The organism is Streptomyces sp. NPDC091272 (genome assembly GCF_044757485.1).
Taxonomy (GTDB): domain Bacteria; phylum Actinomycetota; class Actinomycetes; order Streptomycetales; family Streptomycetaceae; genus Streptomyces.
Genome location: NZ_JBIVVC010000001.1, coordinates 885,770 through 903,230, shown reverse-complemented (window position 1 = coordinate 903,230; position 17,461 = coordinate 885,770). Strand labels below are relative to the sequence as shown.

Below are 17,461 nucleotides of genomic sequence, written 5' to 3'. Positions count from 1 at the left end.
ACTCACCGGGCGTTGCGCCGACCGCCCTGCTCGCGCCGCAGCGCGTGCCGTTCCTTCTCCGAGAGTCCGCCCCAGACCCCGAACCGTTCGTCGTGGGTCAGCGCGTACTCCAGGCAGACGGCCCGCATGTCGCAGGCGGCGCACAGCTGTTTGGCCTCGCGGGTGGAACTGCCGGGCTCGGGGAAGAAGAACTCGGGCCCGGTCTGGGCGCACAGCGCGCTCTCCTGCCAGGAGAGCTCGTTGTCGGTGGGGAGGGCGGTGTGGGTCGGCATGCGGCACACGCTTCCCGGTCGCGATCAACGTTCGATCAACGAAGGATCAACGGCCGTGAGGAGTACCGAGGATGACCGGTTTCGCAGTGCTCGGCGGCGGTGTCGCCGGGCTGGCCACCGCCCTGTTGCTGGCCCGGCGCGGGCACCGCGTGACCGTCTTCGAGCGGGACCCCCGTGCGCCCTGCGGTGACCTCGACGCGGACTTCTTCGACTGGGCGCGGGCCGGCACCGTGGCGCAGGCGGTTCAGCCGCACATACTGCTGGGCGCGGCCCGCGCCGTACTGAAGGAGGAACTGCCCGACGTACACGCCGAGTTGCTCCGGCGAGGGGCACGTGAACAGCACGAACTCGCCGGTTACCCGCAGCCGCCGGAGGTCTGCGCGGGCGACGAGCACCTGGTCATGCTGCAGACGCGCCGCATCCTCCTGGAGACGGTCCTGCACGACGCGCTGCGCGCCGAGCCGACCGCGGCCTTGCGCCACGGGGAGCCGGTGACGGGGCTGACGTTCTCGCCGGGCGGCGCGCAGGGCGTGCCCCGGGTGACGGGGGTGCGCACCGGGGACGGAGACTTTCCCGCGGACGTCGTCGTCGACGCGGGCGGGCGGCGGGTGAGCACCGCGGACTGGCTGGCCGGGGCCGGGTGCAGACCGCCGGCCGTGGAGCGCCGCCGTACCGGGATCGCGTACTTCTGCCGCTGGTACCGGCTGCCGCCCGGGGCCACGGACGGGCCGCGCGGGCCGCTCGCCCTGACCGGAGGGTCGTTCGGCGGTTGCGCCGTGTTCCCTGCCGACAACGGGAGGTTCGCCGTCACGCTCTTCCTGCACACGGACGACCCGACCCGCACGGCGCTGCGCGACCCCGAGGTCTTCGAGGCGGCCGCCCGTACCTTCTCCGCAGGGGCGGCGTGGCTGTCGGCGGGCGCCGAGCCGCTGTCCGGCGTGCTGCCGATGGCCGGGCTCGACAACAGGTGGAGCGCGCTGGTCGACGACCGGGGGCCGGTCGTCACGGGGCTCCTCGCGGTCGGTGACAGCTTCACGCACACCAACCCCACGATGGGCCAGGGGATCTCGCTCTCGCTGTGGGCCGCCAGGTGGCTGGCCCGCCAGGTGGACGCGGGCGCCGACCTGGCGCGCGCCGAGTTCGCCGCCGCGTACCACGCGTGGGCGCTGCGCACGCTCCGGCCGTGGTTCGACGTACAGGTGCACACCGACGAGGCGATCGGGCAGCGGTACGCCGAACGGTCGACGCGGCCGCCGACCGCGATCGCCAGGCAGAGCGCCGCGATGCTGGCGTGCGCGCTGTCGGACCCGGTGGTGGGCCGGGCGCGCGCCCGGGTCCGCCACCTCCAGGAGCTGCCGCGCTCGGCGTACGAGGACCCGCGGGTACGGCGGCACCTGGCGGACTGGCTGGCCGCCCACCCGGACTGGGAGCCGGGAACCGCAGGACCGAGCCGCGAGGAGTGGGAGAAGGTCACCGCTCCGTAGCGGCGGGCGGAAGTTCGCCGCTACGGGGCAGCGGGCGGGTGCAGGTCACCGCTCCGTGGCGGCCGGGCCCAGGATGTCGGCGAGGTCGTAGCTCACCGGCTCCTCCAACTGGTCGTAGCGGCAGGACTGTGGTGTCCGGTCCGGGCGCCACCTGCGGAACTGGGTGGTGTGCCGGAACCGGGTGCCCTGCATGTGGTCGTAGGCCACCTCGCAGACCAGCGAAGGGTCCAGCGCCACCCACGACTGGTCCTTGGAGCTGTTCCAGCGGTTCTGGGCGCCGGGGAGCCGGTCGCTCTCGTGGGCCGCCTGGTCCTCCCAGGCCGCCCACGGGTGCGTGCCGGGGTCGGCCAGTCGCAGCGGCCGCAGTTCCTCGACGAGTTCCTTGCGGCGCTGCATGGTGAAGGCGGACGAGGCGCCGACGTGCTGGAGGCGGCCCTGCGCGTCGTACAGGCCGAGCAGCAGCGAGCCGACGGCCGTGTCAGCCGTCTTGTGCGGCCGGTAGCCCGCGACGACGCAGTCCGCCGTCCGCTCGTGCTTGATCTTGTACATGAGTCGGGCGTCCGGCCGGTAGGGCAGGGTCAGCGGCTTGGCCATCACTCCGTCAAGGCCCGCGCCCTCGAACCGCTCGAACCACAGCTGCGCCACCTCCCGGTCGGTCGTCGCCGGCGCCAGGTACACGGGCGGCCCGGCGTCCCGGAACACGTCGGTGAGCGCCTTGCGCCGCTCTTCCAGGGGTACGTCGAGGAGCGAGAGGTCCTCCAGTGCGAGCAGGTCGAAGGCGACGAAGGCCGCCGGGGTCTGCTCGGCCAGGAGCTTGATCCGGGAAGCGGCGGGGTGGATGCGCTCGGAGAGCCGCTCGAAGTCGAGGCGGCCGTCCTGGACGACGACGATCTCGCCGTCGACCACGCAGCGGGGCGGCAGGTTGGCGAGCAGAGCGGTGACGAGTTCGGGGAAGTAGCGGGTCAGGGGCTTGCCGTTGCGGCTGCCGATGACCAGCTCGGGGCCGTCGCGGTACACGATCGCCCGGAAGCCGTCCCACTTGGCCTCGTACTGCATCCCGGGCGGAATCTTCTTCACCGCCTTGGCCAGCATGGGCTTCACCGGGGGCCGTACGGGAAGATCCATGCTTTCCGGTACGTCCGGGGTGTTCGGGGTAGATGAGGAGGCGTGAGAGGTACGGGCCGGCTTCGGCGCTTTCGATGCCATAGGTCCGACCCTGCCCGAAACTCCGATATGCGGCATATGTGGGCTCGGCCTACCGTGGCGCACATGGGCAAAAAGGGCGAGGCGATCGAGCTGGACGCGGGAGGCCGGACGGTGCGGCTGTCGAGCCCGGACAAGGTCTACTTCCCGGCGCGCGGCTTCACGAAGCTGGACGTGGCCCGCTACTACCTGGCCGTCGGCCCCGGAATCCTGCGCGCGCTGAACGAGCGGCCGACCACTCTGGAGCGGTTCCCCGAAGGGGTGGAGGGCGAGTCCTTCTACCAGAAGAGGGCGCCGAAGAACATCCCCGACTGGCTGCCCACCGCCCGTGTCGCCTTCCCCAGCGGACGCACCGCGGACGAGGTCTGCCCGACCGAGCAGGCGGCGGTCCTGTGGGCCGCGAACCTCGGCACGCTGACCTTCCACCCCTGGGCGGTGCGCCGCGACCGGCCCGACCACCCGGACGAACTGCGCATCGACCTGGATCCGCAGCCGGGCACCGACTTCTCCGACGCGGTGCGCGCCGCCCACGAACTGCGCGCGGTGCTGGAGGAACACGGGCTGCGCGGCTGGCCCAAGACCTCCGGGGGGCGCGGACTGCACGTCTTCGTACCGATCGAGCCCAGGCTTGACTTCACCGCCGTGCGCCGCGCGGCGATCGCGGTGGGGCGGAAGCTGGAGCGGCGGATGCCGGACCGGGTGACGACCGCGTGGTGGAAGGAGGAGCGGGGGTCCCGGATCTTCGTTGACTTCAACCAGACCGCCCGCGACCGGACCATGGCCTCCGCCTACTCGATCCGCCCGAAGCCGCACGCGCCGGTGTCAGCGCCGCTGCGCTGGGCGGAACTGGACGACGCCCGCCCCGAGGACTTCGACCTGGCGACCATGCCAGGCCGGTTCGCCGAAGTGGGCGACGTGCACGAGGACCTGACCGACCACGCCTTCGTACTGGACGCGCTCCTCGAACTGGCGGACCGGGACGAGCGGGACCGGGGCCTCGGCGATCTCCCGTACCCGCCCGACTATCCGAAGATGCCGGGCGAACCCAAGCGCGTCGCACCGAGCCGTGCCAAGCACCACGATCACGAGGGACAGGAATGAGCAGCGAGACACCCGGCCCGGGGCAGGACACAGGACAGGGTTCAGGACCCGACCCGGGGCAGGCCGGTGCGGACGGTACCGGGCAGGGGACGGGGCGGCCCGGCGGGCACGAGCGGCACGGGGCGCACGGCAGGGTGCGGTCCGGTGGTGAGCGCTGGGAGGCGTTCAAGAAGTCACCGTTCCTGCCGGCGACCGTGCTGGTGTTCATCCTGGCGGCGGCGGCCGGGCTCTTCGCCGGTTCCTACACGTACACGATGGCCAATCCGACCCCGCACCACATTCCGACGGCGGTCGTCGGCGACCCCGCCACCCCGCAGCTGAAGCTGTTCGTCGCAGGCCTGGACAAGGCGCTGCCCGGTTCGCTGAAGGTGACCCGTTACGACTCCCAGGCGCAGGCCCGCGGGGCGATCGAGGAGCAGCAGGTCTTCGCCGTGCTGAGCGGGGACGGCCGGAAGGTCCGGATGGACCTGACGGGGGCCTCCGGAGCCTCGGTGGCCCAGCTGTTCGCCGAGGCCGGGGCGAAGGTCGGCAAGGCGGCCGGGGTGAGCGTCGAGATCAAGGACGTCAAGCCGCTGCAGAAGGGCGACCCGCGCGGGCTCGCGCTCTTCTACATCTCGCTCGCCGCGGTGATCATCGGTTTCGTCGGGGCGATCCAGTTGAGCGTGCACGCCAGGGGGCTGAACCCGGTCGAGCGGATCTGCTTCCACATCGCGTACTCGCTGCTGGGCGCCTTCGCGATCGCCGCGGTGGTGGACTGGCTGCTGGGGGCGCTGGACCTGCCCTTCGTGCAGTCCTGGCTGATCCTCGCGCTGACGATGTTCACCTCGGGCATGGTCTTCACGATGTTCAACACCCTGCTGGGCCGCTGGGCGATGATCCCGACCTGGGGTCTGATGGTGCTGCTGGGCAACCCGTCCTCGGGTGGCGCTGTGTCGTGGCCGCTGCTGCCGTCGCTGCTCGGCCACATCGGCCAGTGGCTGCCGCCGGGCGCCTCGGTGAACGCGCAGCACACGGCGGTGTACTTCCAGGGTCACCAGCACCTGAGGCCGTATCTGGTACTGGCGGGATGGGCCCTGCTGTCCTGCGCGGTGTTCTGGTTCTGGCGGCACCGCCACCCCGGCGGGCGCGACAAGGCCCCCGCCCACGCGGGACGGGGGACCTCGCCGGCGGACGCGCCGGCCGGGATGTGAGCTACCGGGGCCCGGCCGGCGGCCGGGTCACAGCTCCTTGATGCGGATGTCGCGGTACGAGATGACGTCGGTCGTCCCGTGCACCTGGAGCCCGATGTAGCCGGAGGCGAACCTGCGGCCGTCCGTGCCGGGGTCGTCGTCACGCGGCGGGTTGAACTGCTGCCCGCCGGTGTTGTCGAACTCGTTGATCAGCACGCCGTTGCGCAGGATCGAGTAGTGCTGGCCCTCCACCTTGATCTCGTAGTCGTTCCAGGTGCCCTTGGGCGTGACGCCCGCGCCGCCGAGGCCGACCCGGTCGAAGCCGTAGAGCGAACCGGTCTTGTACATGTCGCCGTCGGGGCGGTCGAGGATCTGCACCTCGTGCCCGTACTTGATGGCGACCCATTCGGGCCGGGACTCCTCCGGGTGGTCGTGGACGTTCGGGAAGCGCACGAAGACACCGCCGTTGGCGAAGTTGGTGTCACCGGGTGCGTCGTCGCGGAACTGGAGCTTCAGTGAGAAGTCCTCGTACTTCCGCGAGGGCAGCCACAGCATGCCCATGCCGGGCACGGTGGTGCTGCTGGTGATGCTCCCGTCGGCGTTCAGCCCGAAGGAGCCGCCGCCCACCTGCTGCCACTTGGCCAAGGAGGCGGCCGTGCCGTCGAAGATCGGCCGGTAGCCCTCGGTCTGGCCCGGCTTGCCGATGCCGGACTGCTTCGCGGCCGCGTAGATCTTCTTGTGCTCGCGCTGGTCGATCACGCCGTCGGCCAGGAGCTTGTCGATCACCTGGTCGACGTGCTTGAGGAACAGGGCGTGCGAGGTCCACTCCTTCTCGTCCTCGATCAGCTCGCCGATGGTGCAGCGGCCACGGGTGAGGCGATTGGGAATGCCGGTGTCGACCGTGCCGACGAAGACGGTCAGCCGTTCGTCGAGCTCCGGGCAGTTGGGTGCGGGGACGCCGCCGCCGGGTGCGACGTCGAAGGACGCCCTCTTCGGCTCGGAGGTGTTGCCCGCCTTGTCGGTGGCGCGGTGCAGGAAGGTGTGGTGCCCGACCCGGTCGACGACGACGGGGGCGGTGTAGGCGAGGTAGGGGCCGGCGTCGAGCGAGTACTCGATCTTGTCGAGGCCCGATCCCCCAGCGTCGGTCGCGGTGACCTTCACCGTCGCAGCTCCGAGGTAGGCGCCGTCCGAGTTCTTGGCGCCGGCCACGGTCGCGGCCGTCTCGGGCGGGGTCTTGTCCTCGGCGGGCGGCACGACGACGGTGAAGTCGACGGCCTTCTCGGCGGCGGCGTTCCCCGCCTTGTCGCTCGCCCGGTAGCGGACCTTGTGCGTGCCGGCCTCGTGGACCATCACCGGGGCGGTGTACGCGGTCCAGGCGCCGTCGGCCCCGATCGCGTACTCGATCTTGTTGACGCCCGAGCCGGTGTCCGACGCGGTCACGGTGACCGTGGCCATGTCCAGGTAGCGGCCCTGGTCGTCCTTCTCACCGCTCACGGTCGCCGAGGTCTCGGGCGGGGTCTGGTCGTCGGTGGGCGGCGCGACGACGTTGAAGTCGACGGCCTTCTCCGCGGCGGTGTTGCCCGCCTTGTCGGTGGCCCGGTAGCGGACCTTGTGGGTGCCGACCTCGTGGATCATCACGGGGGCGGTGTACGGGGTCCAGGCGCCGTCCGCCCCGAGCGCGTACTCGGTCTTCTCGACGCCCGAGCCGCCCTCGTCCGTCGCGGTCACGCTCACCGTGGCGTGGCCGAGGTAGTCGCCGTCCGCGTTGGTCTCGCCGTCGACCTTCGCGGAGGTCTCGGGCGCGGTGGTGTCCTCCCCGCCGCCGCCTTCGGTGACGGTCAGGATGCCCTGCATCGCGCTGTGGCCGGGAATGGTGCAGTGGAACCGGTAGCGGCCTGGGGTCAGGGTGACTTCGGCGGTGTGCTTGCCGCCCTGGGCGTCACTCGGGTTGGCGAGGATGTTGAGCTGCACGTCGTTGTTGTACTCGGGGTCCGACACGTCGAAGGTGAGCGTGTGCGGCATGCCCGAGGTGTTGCCGGTCGCGGCGCTGTTCTCGAAGACGATCGTGGTGGGTCCCGCGACCGCCGTGGTGGGGAAGGTCAGGTAGTGGTCGATGGGGTCGCCCGCGGTCCAGGTGAGCGTCTGCGCGAGGGCGGACTTCTCCTGGACGCCGCTGCCGGTGCGCCCGTAGGCGGCCGTGGACGCCAGCCCGAGCACCATCACCAGGGCGGCGAGAACCGCCGTCCACACCCGGGGTGCCGGGCCTCTGCGCGAGGTCGCGTTCACTCACCTCACCTCCTTCTTGACCACGTCTTCGGCGGCCGGGGTCGGCTCGCCGCCCTTGTACGTCACGCGCCACAGCGCGGACTTGTCGTCGAGGGTGAAGAAGCCGCGCCCGTAGTCGAGGACGTAGAGCGAGCCGTCCGGGGCGAACTTCCAGTCCATCAGGTTGCGGATGCCTTCCGCGCCCACCGGGATGATCTTCTTCAAGGACTCGGCGTGCGTGGGCAGACCGCCCTTGCCGACCGTTTTGGGGTCGGTGAGCACGGCGTGCCGCGGCTGGTCACCGTCGTAGAAGTCGCCGATGAACCACTTGCCGTCCCAGTACGAGGGCCACTTGTCCTTGGAGGTGCTCGCCGCGTCGTAGCGGTAGACCGGGCCGTTCATGGTGGCCTGGCCGCCGCCCTTGAGCCAGGGCAGGAGCAGCTTCTGCTCGGAGACCTTGTAGCTCGGGATGCCGTTGGCGTCGCGGGGGTAGTCCGGGGCGCCGCCCTGCGGGGAGTACCAGATGGTGTTGGGCGTGACGGGCGGCAGGTTCACCAGGCCGTTGTTGTTCGGGGACTCGTTCTTGGGCGCGGCGCAGTCGTACCAGCCGAGCGGCTTCGTCGGGTCGGGCAGGTTGCGGTCGCGGTAGGGCTGGTTGTTGCCCATGCAGAACGGCCAGCCGTGGTTGCCCGGCTTGGTGATCGCCGCGAAGGTGTCGTACTTGGCGGGCCCCCAGGTGGTGCTGGGCTCTCCGGCGTCCGGGCCGACCCAACCGGCGTACAGCACGTCGGTCTTGGGGTCGACGGCGATGCGTGCCGGGTTGCGTACGCCCATCACATAGATCTCGCCGCGGGTCTTGCCGCCGCCCTCGTCGCTCTCCTGGCCGGTGAAGAGGTTCCCGGCGGGGAGGGAGTAGGTGCCGTCGTCCTCGGGGTGGATCCGGAGGATCTTGCCGTTGAGGTTGTTGGTGTTTCCCGCGGTCCTGCGCGCGTCGGCGAAGGAGACGCCCTTGAAGTTGGGCTGCGGGTTGTTGCCGGAGTAACCGTCGCTGAACTGGGAGGAGTTGTTGTCCCCCGTCGCGATGTAGAGGTTCTGCTTGGAGTCCCAGGCCATGCCGCCGCCCGCGTGGCAGCAACTGTGGATCTGCACCGGCCAGTTCAGCAGCACCTTCTCGCTGGCGAGGTCCAGCTTGTTGGTGGCCGGGTCGAGGGTGAAGCGCGAGACGCGGCGCTCGGCCATGTGCGTGTCACGGTTGATCTTGGAGTGGGGTGTGTAGTGCAGGTACACCCATCCGTTGGTGAGGAAGTCCGGGTCGAGTTCGACGCCGAGCAACCCCTCCTCGTTCTTGACCAGTTCGTCGCCGCCGCCCTTGTTGCCGAAGACGGTGAGGGCGCCGGCGAAGGTGACCTTCTTGGTCTTCGGGTCGTAGACGTGGACCTGCCCCTGACCCTTGCCGATGTCAGGGTTGTTCCAGTCGGTGACCACGGGGGCGTCACCCGCGGCGCCGCCCCGGCCGATGTAGACGACCCGGCCGTCCTTGGCCACCACCAGGCCGTGCGGCTCACCGATCTGGTCGGTCCGGCCCGGCTGGTTGGGCTGGGTGACGCGCTCGGACGCGTAGTTGGCGTTGATCGCGGCGCGGCAGTCGGCGCGCTCCAGACGGGAGGTCCAGAGCAGTGCGCCGCGCAGGTGGTCGCGGAAGTCGGTCTCGGCGAACGCCTCGGCCGTACCGCCCATGCCGGTGTAGAAGGACCGGCCGCCGTCGTAGTCGCGGCACCAGGAGACGGGGTGGTCGGCGCCGTTGGCACCGGTGCCCGGCTGGTACGTCGCCTCCCGGACCCTGGCCACGGTGTGCACGTCGCCGGACGGGTTGGTGGTCCAGTTGAGCCACTTGTCGGGGCGCTTCCACTCCAGCGGGAGCGACTTGGTGGCCGGGTGCTGCCGGTCGCCGACCTCCACGGTCGCGCGCTGCACCGTGGTGGGGCTCGTGGCGGCGGCGCGCGCGCCGACCAGGCCGCCGAACCAGTCGGAGTACGGCTCGGTGCGCGCGGCGTCGTGGATGCCGAGGAAGCCGCCCCCGGCCTCCAGGTACGCCTCCAGGCCGGCCTCCTGCTCCGGGTCGAGGACGTCACCGCCGCCGGTCAGGAAGACGACCGCGTTGAAGTTGCCGAGGCGAGGCTTGGTGAAGACGCTCGCGTCGTCGGTGGCCACGACGGAGAACCGCTGGGCGGTCGGCCCCGAGTTGCCGATCTTCTCGACCGCCTCGATGCCCGCGTTGACATTGGGCGCCTCTTCGCCGGACGCGGAGGCGTGGAAGACGAGGACCTTCACGGTGGCGCCGCTGCCGGGCGGGGACGGCAAGGACAACGTTGTCCTGACCTTGGCCTTGAGGGCTTCCCGTGCCTCTTGCTGCGCCGGCGCCGGATCGTCGCCGGGGTAGGGCCTGGCGGACGCGGACGTTCCGCCGAGCAGGGACGCGGCGAGGGCTCCCGCCGCCATAACTGCCGCCCAGACGCGGCGAGGTGGTCTCGATCGGTGACGCGGTGCGCTCTGCACGTGCTGCATAAGTGTTCACCCATCCCTCTGTGGCTCATTGGTCACAGGAACAGCCGCTGAAGCTAGACCTCTTTTCCCGGTTCGCCAAGAGGAATGACCGGATCGGGCCCAACTTTGTCCTGAGTGTGGATAAACAGGCCGGGCGCCGCTACGGTGACGCCGTCAATCTCCGTAACGCAGTGGGGAGTTCGCCATGGACAGACGCAGCTTCAACAGACGCCTCCTGGCGGGTGGGACGGTGGTGGCGGCGACCGGCACCACCGCCTTGACATCGTTGTCGATTTCCCGGGCCGACGCCGACGCACCGTCCCGTTCCGCCCAGGCGGCCCGGTCCGGCCAGGCCGGGGCCGCGGCGGGGACCGCCCCGGCAGGCGGACAGGTCCGCCATCTGAAGATGTTCGCGGAGAAGCTGCCCGGTGGCCAGATGGGGTACGGCTTCGAGAAGGGGAAGGCGTCGGTGCCCGGCCCGCTGATCGACATCAACGAGGGCGACACCGTCCACATCGAGTTCACCAACACCATGGACGTGGCGGCCAGCCTCCATGTGCACGGACTCGACTACGACATCGCCAGCGACGGCACGGCGATGAACAAGAGCCAGGTGGAGCCGGGCGGCACCCGCACCTACACCTGGCGCACCCACCTGCCGGGCAGGCGCGCGGACGGCACCTGGCGGGCGGGGAGTGCGGGCTACTGGCACTACCACGACCACGTGGTGGGTACGGAGCACGGCACCGGCGGCATCCGCAACGGTCTCTACGGCGGGGTGATCGTGCGGCGCAAGGGCGACCCGCTGCCCGACAAGACCTACACCATCGTCTTCAACGACATGACGATCAACAACATGCCCGGCCATCAGAGCCCCAACTTCGAGGCGACGGTGGGCGAGCGGGTCGAGATCGTGATGATCACGCACGGCGAGTACTACCACACGTTCCACATCCACGGTCATCGCTGGGCGGACAACCGCACCGGCCTCCTGGAGGGCCCCACGGACCCGAGCCGCGTCATCGACAACAAGATCACCGGCCCCGCGGACTCCTTCGGCCTCCAGATCGTGGCCGGTGAGGGGGTCGGGGCGGGAGCGTGGATGTACCACTGCCATGTGCAGAGCCATTCGGACATGGGGATGGCGGGCCTGCTGCTGATCGCCAAGCCGGACGGAACCATTCCGGGGTACGAGCCGCATCACTGAGGCGGGGGTGGGGAGCCGGGCGGGGCACGGCAGTCGAGCGGGGGGAGCCCTTGTCCCAAGCCTCCGCGCCCTGCCCGTGCTGCTCTGCCCCGTCATCCCCCGCCGTGGGCGGCCCCGCCCGACCGGTCCCTACTCCACCACCACCCCGCACCGCTCCCGCGCCTCGGAGCTCGTTCCCGCGTAGATCTCCAGCTCGCCGGGCTCGACGACGAATTGACCGTCCGTGGCATTGGTCCAGAAACCGATGTCCGCCGCGCCGAGCGTGAAGCGCACGACCGTGCGCTCGCCCGCGGCCAGCGTCACGCGCTCGAAGCCGCGCAGACGCCGCACCGGCTGCACCATGGTCGCGACGGGGTCGTGCAGGTACAGCTGCACGACCTCGTCGCCCTCCCGCTCCCCCGTGTTGCGTACCTCCACCTCCACCGTGAAGGTCTCGCCGCGGCGCAGGTCGGCCGCGGCGACGCGGGAGACGCTCGCCGTCGGCGTGCCGGCCTCGAAGGTCGTGTAGCTCAGCCCGTAACCGAAGGGGAACTGCGGGGTCCGCTCGATGTCCAGGTAGCCGGTGATGAACGTGTTGTCGGGGGTCCGGGGGTCGAAGGGCCGTCCGGTGTTCTCGTGGTTGTAGTGCACCGGGATCTGGCCGACCCCGCGCGGGAAGGATGCCGGCAGCTTGCCGCCGGGGTTGACCTTCCCGTAGAGGACGTCGGCGATCGCGTGGCCACCCTCGGTGCCGGGGTGCCAGGCCTCCAGGACCGCGGGCGCCGACTCGATCCAGTCGCCGACGGTCAGCGGGCGCCCGTTGAGCAGGACGACCACGAAGGGCTTGCCGGTGGCCGCGACCGCCGCGACGAGGTCCTGCTGACCGTCGGGAAGGTCCAGATCGCTGCGGGCCGCCGCCTCACCGCTCAGTGCGGCGCCCTCGCCGACCACCACCACGACCAGGTCCGCGCGCTCCGTGGCGCCCACCCCGTACGTCACCTTGGCGCCGGGGCCCGCCGCCTCCTTGATCCCCGCGAGCACACTCACCGGCGGGAACTTCTCCCACCCGGGCCCGGCCCAGGTGCCGTGCAGATCACGGGAGTCGGCGAACGGCCCGACCACCGCCACCGAGGTGCCGGGCGCGACCGGCAACAGCCCGCCCTCGTTCTTCAACAGCACCATCGACCGTGCGGCGACCACGCGGGCCGCCTTGCGCGCCGCCGGCGTGGGCACCTCGATCGCCGACTCCTCCCGCGCGTACGGCTGCTCGAAGAGGCCGAGGGCGTACTTGACGCGCAGCACCCGGGCCACCGCGTCGTCGAGTCGGTCCTCCTCGATGCGGCCCGAGGCGAGCAACTCCGCACCATGGTCGGCGAGATGGGTGCTGACCATCTCCATGTCGACCCCCGCGTCCAGGGCGACGCGCCCGGCGTCGGCGCCGTCGGCCGCGAAACCGTGCGGCAGGAGTTCACCGACGCCGTTCCAGTCACTGACGACGAGTCCTTCGAACCCCCACTCCTCCTTGAGGATGCCGGTGAGGGTGTGCGAGTTGGCGTGGGCGGGGATCCCGCTGAGGGTGTTGAAGGAGGCCATGACGGTGGCGCAGCCCGCGTCGAGGGCCGCCTTGAACGGGGGCAGATACATGTTCCGCAGCCGGGACTCCGAGACGTCGACGGTGTTGTAGTCCCGGCCGCCCTCCGCCCCTCCGTACGCCACGAAGTGCTTCGCACAGGCCGCGATCCGGTCCTGCGCGGCGAGGTCGTCGCCCTGGTAGCCGCGGGTCTTGGCCGCCGCGAACGCCGCCGTCAGGTACGGGTCCTCGCCGCAGCTCTCCGCGATGCGGCCCCAGCGGGGCTCGTGGGTGACGTCCATCATCGGCGAGAACGTCCAGTGGACGCCGTTGGAACGGGCCTCCTTCGCCGACACCTCCGCGTCGACCCGCGCGACCTCGGGGTCGAAGCTGGCGGCCTGCGCGAGCGGGATGGGGAAGGTGGTCCAGAAGCCGTGGATGACGTCGAGGCCGAAGACCAGCGGGATGCCCAGGCGGGACTCCTCGACGGCGATCCGCTGCAGCGCGTTGCTGTGCCTGGCGCCGATGATGTTGAGCACGGAGCCCAACTGCCCCTTGCGCGCCGCCTCCTCGGCCTCCGCGGTCTGGCTGCCGCCTGGCCCTGTCGCCCCGGTCCAGGAGAGCTGCTGGAGCTGTCCGAGCTTCTCGGGCACGGTCATCCGCGCGATCAGCTTCCGGATGTCGTCCTCGCGCCCGGCCTGCCCCCCGAGGCCGCCCCGGCCGTCGTCGTGCGCGGGCGCGTCCGTACCTGGTTCCGCAGCCGTCGTTCCGCCGGTCATCGCCGCAAGGAAGGTACGCCGTCCCACGCCACCGTCACCCATGTCTTCACCTTCTGAATGAGTAGAGCGCTCCTGAATCGCGCCGGCTACAGGTAATCACTTGCGCGGGCGTTGCGGGAGGGTTCGGCGCACTCTCCCGGAAACCGCTCTCAAAAGTGCCGCCCCACCGGCGGGCACGAGGGTTCCGCAGGTCCACGAGCGCGCTCACAGGTGTGCGAGCAGGGCGTCCAGCGGGCGTGGCACCCGGGACAGGTCGAGGGCGTCGACCATCGCCCGCGCGTAGTGCTCCTTGCGGCCGCCGGTGGTCCCCATGAAGCGCCTCAGCTGCTGGTGCCCGGTCCTGGTCCGCTGGGCCGGCTGGTTGCGGAAGGTCCGCAGGGACCTCAAGTCACCCTCGGCTTCGACCACTTGCTCGACCCCTGCGGGGCCGAGCGCACGGATCAGTTCGTCCTCCAGGTCGGCGTCGCACACGTGGAAGCCGAGCAGCTCCAGCTCCTGGCGCGTACGGGGACTGCCGAGGCCGGCCCGTTCCAGGGCGCGCCGGAAGAAGCCGGTCTCTGCCGCGTCGCACAGTCCGGCGAGCCCGAGGTCCAGCCCCTGGGGGCCGAGCAGCGCGAGGAACCTGCCGATACTGGTCGCACCGCCGAGCGGGACGACACACACGCCTTCCGCCGCCAGGTCGCGTCCACGGCGGACGGCGAGGGCCTCCAGGGCCGCCAGGTCACTGACGCCCTCGACGAGGACCACCGTGCGCAGCCCGCTGCCGGCGGCCAGCGCGCGGGCGGTCCCGGCAGCCGCTGAGGCATCGGCCCCACCGGCGGCCCAGGCGACCGCCGCCGTACGGAAGCGGCCCGTCTCGTGCCCCTGCTGCGTCTCGTCCACCGGGCCAGTCTCGCAGCCACGTCAACGGGATTTCCCGCCCCGCCGACCCCTCTTCTCCCACCGAACGGCGGCCCACCGGGCACCTCTTGTCACACAACCTACGGAACCGTAGGCTTACTGACAGGTATTATTACTGAGGAGTAAGGAAGAGCAGCAGTGGACGACGGAACCCACCGCCCCGAGTCCGACCGCGTCACCTCCGAGATCGCCTCCCTGGACTTCGCGTCCGTGTCACCCGAGGAGTTCGCGCGGATCGTCAAGAGGCTCACCCCGCGCGAGATCAAGGAGATCGCCCAGGGCGAGCTGCGGACCCGCGTCCTCGCCGAGGTCTTCGGCCGGATGGACCGCCAGTTCCGACCGGAGGCGGCGGGGCCGCTGGACGCGCTGATCCGCTGGAAGGTCACGGGCGGGGACGGCGACGTGGTGTACGAGACCCGCATCAAGGACGGCACCTGCACGGTGACCGAGGGCCGCTCGGAGAACGAGTCGCGGGTCACGCTGATCATGGGCGACGCCGAGTTCCTCAAGCTGGTCTCCGGCAACGGCAACCCCGTGACGATGTTCCTCACCCGCAAGCTGAAGCTCGTCGGGGACGCGGGCCTGGCCGCCGGGCTGCCCCGCTACTTCGACATCCCGAAGGCGTAGGCAATACGGCTCGTAGACCTGAGCACTCTCGCACCCCTGCGCTCGCGCGGTTCACCGGACCGGGGCGTCCCCACGTGCGGTCACGACGCACCGGTGTGATCGTGCGAAGGTGACCACTGCCAGCGAGAACGTCAGCGAATCAGTATCCGCGGCGCCCCCCGCCGAGCCCGTGCCGCCCGTGCTCGACGGCCGCAGACGCAACATCGTCTTCGGCACGATCATGCTGGGCGTACTGCTCGCGGCACTCGACCAGACGATCGTGGGCACCGCTCTGCCGACGATCGTCTCCGACCTGGGCGGGGCCGCCCACATGTCGTGGGTGGTCACGGCGTACCTGCTGGCGGAGACCGTCGCCACCGTACTGGTCGGCAAGTTCGGCGACCTCTTCGGCCGCAAGCTCGTCTTCCAGGTCTCCGCGATCGTCTTCATCACGGGCTCGTTCCTGTGCGGACTCGCGACCGACATGACCATGCTGATCGCCTGGCGGGGGCTGCAGGGCATCGGCGCCGGCGGTCTGATGGTGACGGCCATGGCATTGATCGCCGATGTGATCCCGCTGCGCGAGCGCGGCAAGTACCAGGGTGCGATCGGCGCGGTCTTCGGCGTCTCCACGGTGATCGGCCCGCTGCTCGGCGGTCTCTTCACGGACCACCTGTCGTGGCGCTGGGCCTTCTATGTGAACGTCCCCATCGCGATCCTGGTGGTCTTCGCGGCGGCCCGTACGATCCCGTCGGTCAAGTCGGCACACAAACCGCGCATCGACTACCTCGGCATCGCGCTGGTCGCCGTCGGGGCGAGCGCCCTGGTCCTGGGGACGAGCTGGGGCGGCAACGAGTACGCCTGGGGCTCCGCGACGATCATCGGGTTGTTCGTGGGCGGTGTGCTCGCCCTCGCGCTGTTCTGCCTCGTGGAGACGCGGGCGGCCGAGCCGATGCTCCCCATGCACCTGTTCGCCAACCCGGTCTTCACGGTCTGCTCGATCCTCAGCTTCATCGTCGGCTTCGCGATGCTCGGAGCGATGACGTTCCTGCCGACGTACTTGCAGTACGTGGACGGGGACTCGGCGACGATCTCCGGCGTACGGACGCTGCCGATGGTCATCGGCCTGCTGATCGCGTCCATCTTCAGCGGCAACGTGGTCAGCAAGACGGGCACGTACCGCATCTTCCCGATCATCGGGTCCGCGGTGATGGGTTTCGGCCTCTACCTGCTGTCGTTGATGGGGCCGGACAGCGGGGTCTGGCTGGAGTCCCTGTACATGTTCGTCCTGGGTGTCGGCATCGGGCTGTGCATGCAGGTCCTGACGATCGCCGTACAGAACACGGTCGACTACGCGGAGCTGGGCACGGCCACCTCCGGCGTCACCTTCTTCCGTACGCTCGGCAGCTCGTTCGGCGCGGCGGTCTTCGGCACGATCTACGCGAACTCGCTGAAGCCGAACCTGGAGGCGGGTGTGGCGGCCGCGGTACGGCTGGCGCCCGCCGGGACGGATCCGGCCGCGCTCGCGAAGGCCGCACAGAACCCGCAGGCGCTGCACAGGGTGCCGGCGGCGCAGGCCGCGCCGATCGTGAACGCGTACGCGGAGTCGCTGAGCACGGTGTTCCTGTGGACGGTGCCGGTGGCCGTGATCGGGTTCGTGGTGTCGCTGTTCCTCAAGCAGGTGGAGCTGCGCGACTCCGCGCGGGTGGGCTCCACGGACATCGGAGACGGTTTCGCGCAGCCCTCGCAGAGCGGGGCCGGCGGCTCCTCGCAGGCCCTGGAACTGGCCGTCGCACGGATCATCCAGACCCAGGGCCCGCAGACGGCCCGCCAGATCGTGACGGACTCCGACACCCGGCTGGACATCGCGGGAGCCTGGGCGGTCATGCAGGTCAACCTGTTCACCCGCATGGTCGGACACGCGTCGCTCGGCCTGATTGCGGGCCGTCGCAACGTCCCTCCGGAGGTGCTGCTGCCGGTCTTCGACCGGATGGTCGCCGAGGGGTATCTGACGCGCGACGGCAACTACCTTTCGCACACGGCCGCGGGTGAACGCGAGGCGCAGGTCATCGTCGACGCGTGGTCGCAGTGGCTCCGGGCCCAGCTGGAGAAGGACGCGGGCCGGCCGCGGAGTGCGGAGCTGCGCGCGGCGGCGGACCGGATCGCGAAGAGACTGCTGGCGGAGGACCTGGCGGAGAGTCTGCCGGTACCGGCGGGGGTGGAAGCGGTGGCGGGCGCGAGCGTGGGAGCGGGTACGGGGAGGTAGGGGGTGGGCCCCGGGCAGCGGAGGCGGAGACCCCGCCTCCGGGGCGCGCGGGTCCGGGACGACACGTACGAGGGTTCCTGGAGAGCCGTGCGCGGCACGACCCGCCCCACGAGATT

At 70.7% G+C, this 17,461-nt stretch carries 12 protein-coding genes; 6 read left to right on the top strand and 6 right to left on the bottom strand.

Features of this window, described 5'->3' with window-relative positions:
- Positions 1-2: 2 nt before the first annotated feature.
- Positions 3-272, bottom strand: a complete 270-nt coding sequence (locus ACIQM4_RS03685; RefSeq protein ID WP_401585423.1) for a WhiB family transcriptional regulator — start codon at positions 270-272, stop codon at positions 3-5.
- A 71-nt stretch (positions 273-343) separates the two neighbouring features.
- Here ACIQM4_RS03685 and ACIQM4_RS03680 point away from each other — a divergent pair, with 71 nt between their 5' ends.
- The gene (locus tag ACIQM4_RS03680) at positions 344-1,756 is read left to right on the top strand and encodes an NAD(P)/FAD-dependent oxidoreductase (protein ID WP_401585420.1); all 1,413 of its coding nucleotides are present in this window, start codon (positions 344-346) and stop codon (positions 1,754-1,756) included.
- A 45-nt stretch (positions 1,757-1,801) separates the two neighbouring features.
- Here the strand turns inward: ACIQM4_RS03680 and ACIQM4_RS03675 are convergent, their stop codons facing one another.
- Positions 1,802-2,881, bottom strand: coding sequence for an ATP-dependent DNA ligase (locus ACIQM4_RS03675; RefSeq protein WP_401585417.1), 1,080 nt, complete (start codon positions 2,879-2,881; stop codon positions 1,802-1,804).
- A gap of 144 nt (positions 2,882-3,025) precedes the next feature.
- Here ACIQM4_RS03675 and ligD point away from each other — a divergent pair, with 144 nt between their 5' ends.
- Both ligD and ACIQM4_RS03665 read left to right on the top strand, forming a co-directional pair.
- Positions 3,026-4,060 (top strand): non-homologous end-joining DNA ligase, encoded by a 1,035-nt coding sequence (gene ligD, locus ACIQM4_RS03670; RefSeq protein ID WP_401585414.1) that lies wholly within the window; start codon positions 3,026-3,028, stop codon positions 4,058-4,060.
- Positions 4,057-5,250: an ABC transporter permease gene (locus ACIQM4_RS03665; RefSeq protein WP_401585412.1), complete on the top strand. Its 1,194-nt coding sequence runs from the start codon at positions 4,057-4,059 to the stop codon at positions 5,248-5,250. Before ligD ends, ACIQM4_RS03665 begins: the two co-directional genes overlap by 4 nt.
- A gap of 27 nt (positions 5,251-5,277) precedes the next feature.
- On the opposite strand, the gene ACIQM4_RS03660 is transcribed toward ACIQM4_RS03665, so the two are convergent.
- Both ACIQM4_RS03660 and ACIQM4_RS03655 read right to left on the bottom strand, forming a co-directional pair.
- Positions 5,278-7,449 carry an OmpL47-type beta-barrel domain-containing protein gene (locus ACIQM4_RS03660; RefSeq protein WP_401586107.1) on the bottom strand — a complete coding sequence of 724 codons (2,172 nt, stop codon included), beginning with the start codon at positions 7,447-7,449 and terminating at the stop codon, positions 5,278-5,280.
- 66 nt (positions 7,450-7,515) lie between these two features.
- Positions 7,516-9,993 carry a ThuA domain-containing protein gene (locus ACIQM4_RS03655; RefSeq protein WP_401585410.1) on the bottom strand — a complete coding sequence of 826 codons (2,478 nt, stop codon included), beginning with the start codon at positions 9,991-9,993 and terminating at the stop codon, positions 7,516-7,518.
- A gap of 250 nt (positions 9,994-10,243) precedes the next feature.
- Here ACIQM4_RS03655 and ACIQM4_RS03650 point away from each other — a divergent pair, with 250 nt between their 5' ends.
- Complete coding sequence (locus ACIQM4_RS03650) at positions 10,244-11,245, top strand: multicopper oxidase domain-containing protein (protein ID WP_401585408.1); 1,002 nt, start codon at positions 10,244-10,246, stop codon at positions 11,243-11,245.
- A gap of 129 nt (positions 11,246-11,374) precedes the next feature.
- Here ACIQM4_RS03650 and ACIQM4_RS03645 read toward each other — a convergent pair whose 3' ends face one another.
- Positions 11,375-13,615, bottom strand: coding sequence for a glycoside hydrolase family 3 N-terminal domain-containing protein (locus ACIQM4_RS03645; protein WP_401585406.1), 2,241 nt, complete (start codon positions 13,613-13,615; stop codon positions 11,375-11,377).
- A 162-nt stretch (positions 13,616-13,777) separates the two neighbouring features.
- Positions 13,778-14,455 carry a TOPRIM nucleotidyl transferase/hydrolase domain-containing protein gene (locus tag ACIQM4_RS03640; protein ID WP_401585404.1) on the bottom strand — a complete coding sequence of 226 codons (678 nt, stop codon included), beginning with the start codon at positions 14,453-14,455 and terminating at the stop codon, positions 13,778-13,780.
- A 156-nt stretch (positions 14,456-14,611) separates the two neighbouring features.
- Here ACIQM4_RS03640 and ACIQM4_RS03635 point away from each other — a divergent pair, with 156 nt between their 5' ends.
- Complete coding sequence (locus tag ACIQM4_RS03635; RefSeq protein WP_401585401.1) at positions 14,612-15,100, top strand: SCP2 sterol-binding domain-containing protein; 489 nt, start codon at positions 14,612-14,614, stop codon at positions 15,098-15,100.
- Between the two features lie 109 nt (positions 15,101-15,209).
- On the top strand, positions 15,210-17,345 hold the full coding sequence (locus ACIQM4_RS03630) for a DHA2 family efflux MFS transporter permease subunit (RefSeq protein ID WP_401585399.1): 2,136 nt from the start codon (positions 15,210-15,212) through the stop codon (positions 17,343-17,345).
- Positions 17,346-17,461 lie beyond the last annotated feature (116 nt).

Excerpts from the sequence above, each read along its gene's own strand:
- ACIQM4_RS03685 (WP_401585423.1), bottom strand. The coding sequence starts at position 272 with ATGCCGACCCACACCGCCCTCCCCACCGACAACGAGCTCTCCTGGCAG.
- ACIQM4_RS03680 (WP_401585420.1), top strand. The coding sequence starts at position 344 with ATGACCGGTTTCGCAGTGCTCGGCGGCGGTGTCGCCGGGCTGGCCACC.
- ACIQM4_RS03675 (WP_401585417.1), bottom strand. The coding sequence starts at position 2,881 with ATGGATCTTCCCGTACGGCCCCCGGTGAAGCCCATGCTGGCCAAGGCG.
- ligD (WP_401585414.1), top strand. The coding sequence starts at position 3,026 with ATGGGCAAAAAGGGCGAGGCGATCGAGCTGGACGCGGGAGGCCGGACG.
- ACIQM4_RS03665 (WP_401585412.1), top strand. The coding sequence starts at position 4,057 with ATGAGCAGCGAGACACCCGGCCCGGGGCAGGACACAGGACAGGGTTCA.
- ACIQM4_RS03660 (WP_401586107.1), bottom strand. The coding sequence starts at position 7,449 with ATGGTGCTCGGGCTGGCGTCCACGGCCGCCTACGGGCGCACCGGCAGC.
- ACIQM4_RS03655 (WP_401585410.1), bottom strand. The coding sequence starts at position 9,993 with ATGGCGGCGGGAGCCCTCGCCGCGTCCCTGCTCGGCGGAACGTCCGCG.
- ACIQM4_RS03650 (WP_401585408.1), top strand. The coding sequence starts at position 10,244 with ATGGACAGACGCAGCTTCAACAGACGCCTCCTGGCGGGTGGGACGGTG.
- ACIQM4_RS03645 (WP_401585406.1), bottom strand. The coding sequence starts at position 13,615 with ATGGGTGACGGTGGCGTGGGACGGCGTACCTTCCTTGCGGCGATGACC.